9 protein-coding genes are annotated in these 10,999 nt (G+C 43.3%); 7 read left to right on the top strand and 2 right to left on the bottom strand.

Annotation, left to right across the window (positions count from 1 at the left end; genetic code table 11):
- Positions 1-342: 342 nt before the first annotated feature.
- The 4 genes from E1163_RS07465 to E1163_RS07450 are packed head-to-tail and all read left to right on the top strand — an operon-like array spanning position 343 to position 6,398.
- Positions 343-2,847, top strand: coding sequence for a TonB-dependent receptor (locus tag E1163_RS07465; protein WP_155170811.1), 2,505 nt, complete (start codon positions 343-345; stop codon positions 2,845-2,847).
- A 6-nt stretch (positions 2,848-2,853) separates the two neighbouring features.
- Entirely contained in the window at positions 2,854-4,299 is a 1,446-nt protein-coding gene (locus E1163_RS07460; protein WP_155170810.1) for an ABC transporter permease, read from the top strand.
- A gap of 2 nt (positions 4,300-4,301) precedes the next feature.
- On the top strand, positions 4,302-5,651 hold the full coding sequence (locus E1163_RS07455) for a DUF3526 domain-containing protein (RefSeq protein ID WP_155170809.1): 1,350 nt from the start codon (positions 4,302-4,304) through the stop codon (positions 5,649-5,651).
- A gap of 45 nt (positions 5,652-5,696) precedes the next feature.
- Positions 5,697-6,398 carry an ABC transporter ATP-binding protein gene (locus E1163_RS07450; RefSeq protein WP_155170808.1) on the top strand — a complete coding sequence of 234 codons (702 nt, stop codon included), beginning with the start codon at positions 5,697-5,699 and terminating at the stop codon, positions 6,396-6,398.
- Positions 6,399-6,699: 301 nt separating this feature from the next.
- Here E1163_RS07450 and E1163_RS07445 read toward each other — a convergent pair whose 3' ends face one another.
- Positions 6,700-6,849 (bottom strand): pinensin family lanthipeptide, encoded by a 150-nt coding sequence (locus tag E1163_RS07445; RefSeq protein WP_155170807.1) that lies wholly within the window; start codon positions 6,847-6,849, stop codon positions 6,700-6,702.
- Positions 6,850-7,238: 389 nt separating this feature from the next.
- Between E1163_RS07445 and E1163_RS07440 the strand changes: the two genes are divergently transcribed.
- Both E1163_RS07440 and E1163_RS07435 read left to right on the top strand, forming a co-directional pair.
- Positions 7,239-7,733, top strand: a complete 495-nt coding sequence (locus E1163_RS07440) for a response regulator transcription factor (RefSeq protein ID WP_246223545.1) — start codon at positions 7,239-7,241, stop codon at positions 7,731-7,733.
- A gap of 178 nt (positions 7,734-7,911) precedes the next feature.
- Positions 7,912-8,448 (top strand): DUF4199 domain-containing protein, encoded by a 537-nt coding sequence (locus tag E1163_RS07435; protein ID WP_155170806.1) that lies wholly within the window; start codon positions 7,912-7,914, stop codon positions 8,446-8,448.
- Between the two features lie 224 nt (positions 8,449-8,672).
- On the opposite strand, the gene E1163_RS07430 is transcribed toward E1163_RS07435, so the two are convergent.
- A complete protein-coding gene (locus tag E1163_RS07430) occupies positions 8,673-9,086 on the bottom strand; it encodes a hypothetical protein (protein ID WP_155170805.1) in 414 nt (137 codons plus the stop codon).
- A gap of 406 nt (positions 9,087-9,492) precedes the next feature.
- On the opposite strand from E1163_RS07430, the gene E1163_RS07425 reads away from it, so the two are divergent.
- On the top strand, positions 9,493-10,999 hold a 1,507-nt coding region (locus E1163_RS07425; RefSeq protein WP_185156005.1), incomplete at its 3' end, for a tetratricopeptide repeat protein.

The raw sequence follows: 10,999 nt of genomic DNA, 5'->3' as shown, positions 1-10,999 counted from the left end.
CCTTTGAGGCTTAGTAAAGCAGGTGTTAAGATCGGTGTTTTGTGAAGTTAAAATCCTTCCTGGTAGTGCTGCAATAGTTGTAAAATGGAGGTGTCATACCGTTATCCGATGATTGTCCGAAAATAACCTTATCGGATCACTCAGTCCAACCTCGACCTCTCCCGGTTATGTAACCTTCAAAAGCTCTTAAATCCCCTAACCAACTATCTGATTAATAATCATTTTAAAAGCAACATCGTTGCATCTAAATTATTATTTATCTAATTATGCAACATTGTTGCAACTAAGAATTAAAACCCGGTTATCATACTAATAGACAATTAATTAATCAGAATTATTAAAATGAAACAAAGCTTACTATGCCTCTTTATGCTGGCATTTTTTTACAGCCAGGCATACTCCCAAATTATCATCAAAGGTGCTGTGGTAGATGCCCGGCAAAATGCCGTACCGTGGGCAACAGTTAAGTTAAGCGGTAACAATAAAACATCAGGAACAACCACGGATAAGACCGGAGCTTTTACTATTGACCTGGCTGATACCGGCACCTATGAGGTTGAAGTACGCTTTATGGGTTATGAAACTTTCAAAAAGACCTATGCATTTACCCAATCTCAGACCTATGACCTGGGAACCATAGTGCTCAATGAGCTTGCGCAGGAACTTCAGACTGTTGAAATACTCGGAAGATTGCAGCACGACTATAACAGTGACTATTCATTTTCCGCCACTAAAACCGCTATCAAAAATAAAGAGCTTCCACAGTCAGTATCCACGGTTACCAAAGAGTTGATAGCCGACAGGCAGGCTTTTCAGTTGGCAGATGCCGTAAAGATTGTGAGCGGCGTAGCTCCTTCAAGCTACTATAACCAGTACAACATCCGAGGCATAAGTCAAAACGAAGAGGGTCAAATCATCAATGGTATGCGTACCCGTCAATATTATTTCCTGCAGCCTATTACCTCACATATTGAGCGAGTTGAAGTATTGAAAGGGCCTGCCTCAGTTACTTTTTCTACCGTTGATCCGGGCGGAAGCATTAACATGGTGACCAAAAAACCACTGGCGGAATCGCGCAAGTCCATCAGTCTGGGGGCAGGTAGCTTTAGCACAATACGTGCTGCGTTGGATTTTACCGGGCCTTTGAATGAATCCAAAACTTTGCTTTACAGGATCAATGGAGCTTTGCAAAAAGCAAAATCTTTCCGTGACCTGGTTACGAATGATGCCGCGCTGTTTGCTCCATCCATCAGCTATATCCCTAATGACAAAACAGCAATCAATGTTGAAATGATCTACAGCAACAGCACAGGTACGTTGGATCGGGGACAACCCATTTTTGGCGCTGTTGCAGGCAAAACCGACTTGAATAGCACACCTATCAGCTTAAATTTAGGTGCTTCCAATGATTACTTCATCTCGAAGGAGTTCATGATCATGACCAACTTTACCCACAAGTTCAGTGATAAGATCAGTTTTAATACAGCCTATATGAAACAAACCTGGTCGGAAGACTTGCAGGAACATAGAACTACCAATGGTTTTGCCGTAGACATCAATAACCAACCTGTCACCAGCCTGGCGGCTATGAGGTTTATACAGCGGCAGCAGTTTTGGGACACTGATAACCTGAACTCATACCTGAACTTTGATTTTGATCTCGGCAAGGTTTCTAACCAGTTACTGGTAGGATATGATGTCAGTCGTTGGCACAAAACAAAGGGAGGCGGGCAAAACTCTGCACGAGGCTATTTGCTGAAAGATGGTACGGCTACCTCGTCTTTCGACCCGGACAATGCCGATGCTTATGAGACTATAACCATAGACGGCCAGGTATTGCCGAAACCCAATGTTGACCATTTTGATCTTGCCAATCCGCAATACACCATTAAAAATGTGCAGGATTATGTGCTTAACTCACGCATAGCAGTCCCCTCTGCACTTACTTCTACACATGCCATCTATGTGCAGGAGCAGCTTAAACTGGGCAGGCTTTTGGCGCTATTCAGTCTGAGAAGGGAATGGTTTAAAGATATTACCAACTATGAAGCACCTAACGAAACTGAGTTTACCAATGAAGCATGGCTCCCCAGAGTCGGCCTTAGTTATGAAGTTGCACCGCAACTCAACGTTTACGCTACCTATCTGGAAGGATACCAGCCGCAGTCCAATACCGTTACGCTCATGCCCAATACCGGGGCCTTCTTTTGGGATCCTAACTCACCGGCCCGCTTCAAACCCCTCATCAGCGATCTCAAGGAAATAGGAGCCAAGGGTGAATTTTTTAATCGCCGCGTCACCATGAGTGTGGCCTTTTATGAGATTAACCAGAAAAACATATTGATCAATGCTAACCTTCCGGCTTTTCCCGATTCGCTGGTGCAAAGAGGATCTGACAGGAGCCGTGGCTTCGAATGGGATTTGGCAGGATATATTTTGTCCAACCTGCAAGTCAATGCCTCCTACAGCTATATAGATGCCCGTATTGTAACCGACCAGGATGAAAGCCTTAACGGTAAGCGCAAGGAAAACACGCCGGTAAACAGTGCCAACCTCTGGGCGCGGTATGATTTTCCACGTTCAACATTCCTGAAGGATCTGGGGATAGGTGCAGGCCTACAGTATAGTGGGAGCAAGATACCCTGGTTCACCCGTGACTTTACCGTGCCGGCCTATACCATTATGGATATGGCGATATACTATAACCCGGCAAAATCCAATATGCAGTTGGCCCTGAATGTTAACAATGTACTGGACAAGACCTATTGGATCGGCGCTCAGAATTACCTGCGCCTGTTTCCCGGTGCGCCCCGCAATTTTATGGTTACCGCTACTTATAATTTTTAAAAGACTATGCAAAGAGGATCAGTTTTACTCATCGCGAAACACTTTTGGTTAAATACGTTTAGGTCCAGGGCCATTTTTCCGGTAATGGGTATTATGGTTTTTGTGCTGGCATATGCTGCTTACAGTGGGTGGAAAAGCTACACTACCCATAATGATATCCGGATGCACTATCAGCAGGAGGCCCGGAAGAGTTGGGAAAGCAATCCTGACAAGCACCCGCACCGCATGGCCCATTATGGTTCATTTGCCTTCAGGCTAAAGCATGCCCTCAGCATGTTTGACTTTGGACTGGAGAGCTTCACCGGTAATGCTGTGTTTCTTGAGGCACACAAACAAAACACTGTCAACTTCTCCGAGGCAAGTTTCTCCACTGGGTTGCTGCGTTTCGGAGAGATAAGCATGGCCATGATACTGCAGGTCATCCTGCCACTGGTTATTTTCTTTCTGGGTTTTGTAGCTGTGGCCGTAGAACGGGAAAATGGTACCTTGAAGATCATCCTCTCCCAGGGCACCGGCTGGAAAGAAATACTCATTGGTAAATCCCTCGGGTTGATGGGGCTGGTCATGCTCTTTTTTATCCCGGTGATACTGGTCATGCTGGTGTTGCTCACCACTGCTGACGGAGGGCTCACTGCCGATGTATGGTTACGATATGCAGGTATAGTTGCCTGTTATTTGGTGTTCTATGTGATAATTAGTGTTATCACAGTTTTAGTTTCTGCAGTTAGCAGCTCATCCAAGGATGCTCTGATCAAGCTGCTGGCTGTTTGGTTATTCTTTTTTATAGTACTGCCCCGTACCACACAGGCGCTGGGCAGTTACTTTTATGCTTCGCCTTCCAAAATTGAATTTGAAGCTGCTGTTGAAAAAGAGCTTATTCAGGCAGGGGACAGTCACAACCCGGATGACCCGCACTTCCGCCACTTGAAAGATTCCGTTTTGCAGGCACATCAGGTCAGCTCGGTTGAGCAGTTGCCCTTTAACTACAGCGGGTTTGTGATGCGGGAAGGAGAAAAATTAAGTACACATATATATAATGATCATCTTAAAGAGCTGCAACAGATCTACCAAAAACAAAATGGCATTACGAGGATTGCTGCGGCCGTTAATCCCTACATAGCCATAAAAAACCTTTCTATGACCCTTTCCGGGACTGATTTTGAATCATATATAAGTTTTCAAGGGCAGGCAGAGGAGTACCGGTACCGACTGGCTCAGAAGATGAACGAGTTGCAAATGGAATTGATCAGTAATAAAAAACCAGGGCCGGATGATAAGCCACATACCATCAGTCGTGAACATTGGAAAGAATTCGAAGACTTTAAATATAAGTTCACTTCCATAGGTACAGCTCTTCGTAGTGAATGGTGGTCTATATTTTCCCTCGTCAGTTGGGGTGTAGCTTCTGTTGGAGGCCTTGTTTATCTGTCCAAAAAAGTAAAGTCTATATAATCATGTATTCACTTATAGTAAAACAATTTATTCGCTCAAAAACAGTAATGGTCACTACCCTCCTGATCCTTATATTGGGGGTGGTTAGTATTCTTATAGGCGATCAGTTTTTGGCAAAACAGGAAAAGGCAATCGCCGAGGTCACCAGGCATCAGCAGGAGCATATAGCACGAAATGTGAGCTGGATTGATAAGGAAATGGGCTTGCTGCTCTACTACCTGCGTTTTGCATTGATCAATTCACCCGGCAACCTTACCGCATTGTCCATTGGGCAGCGTGATGTAAACTCCGGTATACAAAATGTAACCATCAGAAATCTTGAGGGACAGCGATACGATACGGATCTCTATAATCCAACCAGCCTGCAATCGGGCAACCTGGATTTTGGCTTTGTGATCATCTACCTGTTCCCTTTGCTTGTAATCGCTTTTACCTATGACTTGCTCTCAGAGGAAAAGGAGAAAGGAACATGGAGACTGGTGGCGATACAGTCGAAGTCCGTGCGGGGCTATCTGTTGAAAAAGCTATCTGTAAGAGCGCTTCTCATATTTATTGCCTTGCTGCTATTATTTACGTTCGCAACCGTTAAGCTTTCACTAGCTATCAACGAAACCCTGATGGCGTTCGCAGTACTTGGTTTCCTTTATCTCGTTTTCTGGCTGGCCTTATGTTTCTGGGTGGTGTCATGGCAACGCAACTCAAGTTTCAATGCACTTACGCTGCTCTCCGTGTGGGTAGTACTGGCTATACTTTTACCAGCTTCGGTAAATAACCTTGTAGCTAACCTGTACCCGGTGCCGGAAGCTTTGAGCACCATGGTAAAACAGCGGGATGGTTACCATGAAAAGTGGGATATGGCCAAGGGGCCGACGATGGACAAATTCTTTGCACATTACCCACAATTTGAAAAATATACCTTGCCTGACGATGATTTTAGCTGGCTTTGGTACTATGCCATGCAACAAATGGGTGACGATGAGTCACGCCAACAGAGTGAAGCTATGCGCGAAAAGATCATGCAGCGGGAAAAGGCCAGCAGCACGGCGGCCCTTTTTATGCCTACCATGCATGCCCAGCTATTATTTAATGATCTGGCCGGGAGTAGTCTGGAAAACCATATGAAGTTTCTGGATCATACCCAGGCCTTCCATGAAAAGATGAGGATGTACTTCTACCCTAAAATATTTGAGGGGGCATCGGTAAACGGTGTAGACTGGCAGCAGTTTACTCCGGAGTATTTTTCCGAAAAACCTGAGATAAACTGGGGCCAGGCCGTATTGCCCTTACTGGTATTCATTGCCGGATTTTCCATACTGGCAGCAGTTAACTTAAAAAAGATCAAAGTGGCTTAGTCCCGGATCATTGATTTGAATGACAACTTTATAAAAAGATTACATATGCTGAAAGCAACAAACCTCACAAAAAAATATGGCAATTTTACTGCCCTTAATGCACTCAACCTGTCAGTAGAGGGGGGTGATATTTTCTGCCTGCTGGGAGCCAATGGGGCAGGCAAGTCTACTACCATAAATTTGTTCCTCAACTTCATTGAGCCTACTACCGGCGAGGCAGCTATTAACTCGTTGAATGTAACCCAATATCCGGGTGAAACCAAGCAAGTACTGGCCTACATTCCGGAAAACCTGATGCTCTACTCCAATTTAACAGGGCTGGAAAACCTGGATTTCTTTTGTGGCCTTGGCGGGAAACATTACTCCCGGGAGCAGTTGGAGGGGCTTCTGGAGCAGTCAGGATTACAGAAAGCATTCATTCACAGGCGTGTAAGCAGCTACTCTAAAGGTATGCGGCAAAAGGTGGGCATAGCCCTGGCCAGAGCAAGGGAAGCCAGTGTACTTCTGCTTGACGAACCTACCTCCGGCCTTGATCCTAAGGCCAGCAACGAATTTTCAGAACTGCTGCTTGAAATGAAAGGGAAAGGTGTAGCTACTTTGATGGCTACGCATGATCTTTTCCGGGCCAAAGATACCGGCACACATATCGGCATTATGAAAGAAGGTGTATTGGTAGAGCAATTCAAGTCTGGTGACGTCAGTTTTCAGGACCTGGAGAAGTTATACCTCAGGCATATGCATAACTAAGTTGCCCTAAAGGCAAGACATGAGTCAGAGTAGGCAATGTCGGGTGTTAATAGTAATCGGCAGAAGCGGTAGGCAAACATAGCTAAAACAGTAATAGGCATAGTTGACTAATTTTCTATTGATGAATTTCACCTGGCAAGCTTTACTTTCTAATCCGTTTCCTCCACGGTTTTTGGCTTGATCTGCTAAGGTCTGGCGACGATGTAATTACAAAAGCTATGACTGTTGAAACCCGCTAAAACTAAAAACCTGACATGAATATGCTCACGTCAGGTTTTTTGTGCAAAAGGTTGATTAACAATTAGGGAAATGTGTTCGATACCGTGCAAATGGCAGTTTTAGGAACTTCAGCTCCGCCTTTTACAGTTTCTGCTTCATTGCCGATGGGCGTTACGCTTGTAATGAGGCTGGTTACTTTCAGCTCTTTCAGGGTTAACTTTTTCTTTTTCATCTTACTTCTGGTTAGGTTAAAAACGGTCGTAATATTTTGCTCACACCATGTTTGGACAGAGCAGGTCTTATTAAATACCCAATCCCGGTGAATTCGGTATTTTTTCACGATCCAAAGGGATGCTCCTTCTGATTATGTTCAGGAGAATGGTTCCCCGTGATCTGTAAATTTGTTGGTTTTAGATCACCGTTAAATCGATGTTGTAAATTTACGGCTGTTGGCAGATAAGCTGTGGGGGCAATTGATGAATAGCCGGTTTCAATTGATACATGCCTGTTGTTAATTGATCTGTGATTTGCACCTTTTTTACGTAACAGGTTAGAGTGCCGGTGAAAATTTAATCCACTACCAAAAAAAGCATTATTTGATTACATTGGTTATCAAATCAAATGAATTGCAATGTGCCTATGGGACGGGTAAAGCAAATACTGTTGAAATCAAAATACATCATGATATATGGAGCGTCCATGGCTGCTTTGATTTTTGTGCTTAAATGGATGCAGTGGAAATACCTGATTGCAGATAATTCACTGGAGATTTACATAGGCCTGATAGCGGTATTTTTTACCATATTAGGCGTGTGGGTGGCCAACCAACTGTCCAGGCGAAGAGTCAGGACAGTGGTGGTTGAAAAAGAGGTCTACCGGAGCCTTCAGGAAGATGGTATAGATGAAATTGAGCTGAAAAAACTGAACCTGACAGCCCGTGAATATGAAGTGCTGCAATTGATAACACAGGGCCATACCAATGCTGAGATAGCCGAAAAATTATTTCTGTCCCTTAGCACCATTAAAACACACGTATCTAATCTGTTTGTCAAAATGGATGTGAAGAGCAGGACCCAGGCAGTGGAAAAAGCGAATAGGCTGAGGCTGACGGCATGAAGGAGAACCGATACTTTAGTATGAATTCCAGCATTTTGGTACTAAAGTATGAACAGGGCAGGCGTCTGATGATATTAAATTTACACACAACGAATCCACGTATGGAATGGCTATGGACAAAACTGCTTTTTTGACCTGATCAATTCCATGGTCCTGTTTGAAATTAAATGATAAACACATGAAAAGGAATGTATTAATTTTTGGTTTGGTGCTTGGAGCCATCCTGGCCGGTAACATGGTTTACATGGTTGACTTGGCCTACAATAATCCGGAGTTTATAGGCAACGATCTGATAGGCTATGCTGCTATGATCGTGGTTTTTTCGCTTACATTTTTTGGTATCAGAAATTACCGCAACAAACAGCTTAATGGTGCTATCTCTTTTGGAAAGGCTTTTAAAATGGGTGCGTTGATTGCCTTGATCGGTTCTACTATTTATGTAGTGGTGTGGTTATTTTACTACTATTTGTATGTCCCTGATTTTGTAGATAAGTACACTGCCCATGTGCTGCACCAGGCTACTGTAGAAGGGGCAACAACTGCTGATCTGGAAGCAAAATCGGCTGAGATGAACCAGTTTAAAGAAATGTATGAAAACCCGTTCTTTGTCGTGCTGATCACCTACTCCGAGGTATTGCCTGTAGGGCTGATCGTTGCTTTCATAAGCTCACTTATCCTCAGGAAAAGACCTGAAGCAGTTATCGCAGCAGAATAATTGTCTGCTGTGGATAGAGACTTCCAGGATTTCCGGGTTTGACAACTGCTATTGATAACTGGAGATGAATGTCTTCCCCGGAAATTCCGCTTCATCCATGAAATATCACTTTTAACGAAATATCAGAAAGAGCAAAAGGGCGATTAAAACTCCGATAACAGGGAGTAAAAAGGACAGCAGTCCTAATTTGTCGGTTCGTTTCATGATAATTGGTTATGGCCTGGTCAGAATTGCTGTAACCAGTTTTTTGCCTGGTCTATAGTATCAAAAAATGCTGCCCTTCTGGCTCCGGCACAGTTGTTTATGCAGGTGGTCATGGCATCACCTGACCATAATTGTTGAGCAAAGTCTTTGGGCATATAAAAAGCGGCATACATGTAACCGGATTTAATGGCTTCGTAAATCCAGGTAGTAGCCAGCCAATGCTGGATTTCCTGAGACAAGATACCCAATCGGCGCGTATCCCAGATTACCTTGGTTGTATTAAAATGTTTTAATGCAAGGACTACCTCCATCATGCCTGTTTTGAAGAGTTCGTGCTCTGCAGGGGCCAGCCAGGTTACAAAAATAGAATGGCTCTGTTCATCGTAGTCAATCTGTACATAGTCCTTGGCTACAAGGTATTGATTAATAAGCATGCTCTATTTGCTAAGGTTATTATCATTATGTCTGCAAGCCAGGCCTGACACTGGATTCGTTGTGGAAACTGCCTGGCTGGGGAACAGGTGAAATTATTTCCCAATACTAATTGTTCTTTTTAGACAGCGCAAAGAATCCTGGTAGACAAAAAGGTAGTGGTTTTGGTGGACAAAAAGGTAGACAATTGCAAAGCTGATTTTACTTCGATGTTATACTAATAATTACATACTTACCTTTGAAGTAGCATTTCCGAGAAGTGTGTTAATAACCACTGCTTATTCTTTTTAATAAAAAATGAACCTATTGATCTCGCTCCGTCATATCAGCAGTTGTCTTAAGCTATTTTGTCTCACAGAAGCAAAAAACCTATCGTATAGTATTCTCAGGTTTAAACCCATTCTTCTGATGTTGGTTTGTTGTTTTATTGGCCATACGGCTGTTTCCCAAAAGTATGTACACGCCATGGACAGTGTACAAGAGCTTTTGGAAACACTGCCCGAAGATGATACCAGCAAGGTATATGCACTTATTTACATGGCGGAGTTACAGAGTTCTAAACCGGGTGGTGACGTACGGAAATATGCTGATGAGGCACTGGAACTTGCTGAGGCACTGGAATTTAAGCCGGGTATGGTTAAGGCTTATTTTGCATTGGCGTACTATTTTGTTCATGGGGGAAATGGCGCAAAGGCATTGGAGTGCCTCTACAAGGCCCTTGATATGTCTATCGAACTGCAAGATCCAAAACTGGAAGCCTATAGTTACAATTTCTTAGGGTATGTAAATAAGTCTCTGCGTGAGTATGACGAAGCGTTAAAATACTATAACAAAGCACTTGATTATTGGGGGGAGAAGAAAAATTCCGAAATGAAAGTCCTGATACTCGGGAACATAGCCAACATTCACCTCGAAAAAGGAGATAAAGAACTGGCTTTGAAATATTATTACCAAATACTTGACTTGGCTAAAGAGCATAACATGGACTCACGGTTATCATCTGTGTATTGGTCTTTAGGTCAATATTACTACGAGGATAAGAACTACGAAAAAGCATTGGAATACCTGCACCTGGCACAGGAATATGCCAGAAAGACGGAAAGTACCTGGAGAGAGGCAAAAGTGTATCACACCCTAAGCAAGATATATCTGGCCATGAACCAGCCGCAGGAGGCTCTTTCTGTAGCAGAAAAGTCCCTGCACCTGACCAGTTCATTAGATTTGAAAAATGAAATGTTGGAGAGCTATCAACAGTTATATCTGGCCTTTGAGAAACTTGGTAATTATCAGCAGGCCTATGAGTACCAGGAGAAGTACCGGGTGTTGTCTGATAGCATAAAGAACCAGGAAAGTGTACAGGCTATAGAGCGCCTGAAGCATCAGCACGAAATCAAACTTGTGAATGAGATCCACAAAGCAAATGTATTACGGAGAAATGCCTTGATTGGTGTTTTAGTAGCTTTATTGATTATTGTTTCCCTGTTTTTTAACCGACGTTACCTGTTGATGAAAAAGAACCTGGAAAACAAAAGACAACTGTTGAATTATAGCATCAGGAACCTCAAGGAGAAATCAGAGCTTGTGGAAAAGGTCAATAAGGAATTACAGATCTTCAAGCAAAACGCTAATCATGAAGTGAAAATAAAGAAGTTTAACAGGGTGCTTCAGTTTAATATCGTTACAGATGACGACTGGGAGAATTTCAAAAAAGCCTTTGAGGACGTTTACCCTAATTTTATGGCCTCATTGAGATACCATTACCCCGACCTGACCACGGCTGAAATACGGCAGGCTGCCCTGGTAAAAATGAAACTAACCATAAAAGAAACCGCATCAATCCTGGGGATCACTCCTGAAAGTGTTAAAAAATCACGTCATCGCCTGAAAAAGAAACTTAAGCTAACTGAAAAAGAAT

The sequence above is a fragment of the Fulvivirga kasyanovii genome, assembly GCF_009711405.1.
Lineage (GTDB): Bacteria > Bacteroidota > Bacteroidia > Cytophagales > Cyclobacteriaceae > Fulvivirga > Fulvivirga kasyanovii.
The sequence above is the reverse complement of the archived record's forward strand: the minus strand, read 5'-3'. Positions and strand labels throughout refer to the sequence as shown.

Excerpts from the sequence above, each read along its gene's own strand:
- E1163_RS07450 (WP_155170808.1), top strand. The coding sequence starts at position 5,697 with ATGCTGAAAGCAACAAACCTCACAAAAAAATATGGCAATTTTACTGCC.
- E1163_RS07455 (WP_155170809.1), top strand. The coding sequence starts at position 4,302 with ATGTATTCACTTATAGTAAAACAATTTATTCGCTCAAAAACAGTAATG.
- E1163_RS07445 (WP_155170807.1), bottom strand. The coding sequence starts at position 6,849 with ATGAAAAAGAAAAAGTTAACCCTGAAAGAGCTGAAAGTAACCAGCCTC.
- E1163_RS07430 (WP_155170805.1), bottom strand. The coding sequence starts at position 9,086 with ATGCTTATTAATCAATACCTTGTAGCCAAGGACTATGTACAGATTGAC.
- E1163_RS07440 (WP_246223545.1), top strand. The coding sequence starts at position 7,239 with ATGAATTGCAATGTGCCTATGGGACGGGTAAAGCAAATACTGTTGAAA.
- E1163_RS07460 (WP_155170810.1), top strand. The coding sequence starts at position 2,854 with ATGCAAAGAGGATCAGTTTTACTCATCGCGAAACACTTTTGGTTAAAT.
- E1163_RS07435 (WP_155170806.1), top strand. The coding sequence starts at position 7,912 with ATGAAAAGGAATGTATTAATTTTTGGTTTGGTGCTTGGAGCCATCCTG.
- E1163_RS07465 (WP_155170811.1), top strand. The coding sequence starts at position 343 with ATGAAACAAAGCTTACTATGCCTCTTTATGCTGGCATTTTTTTACAGC.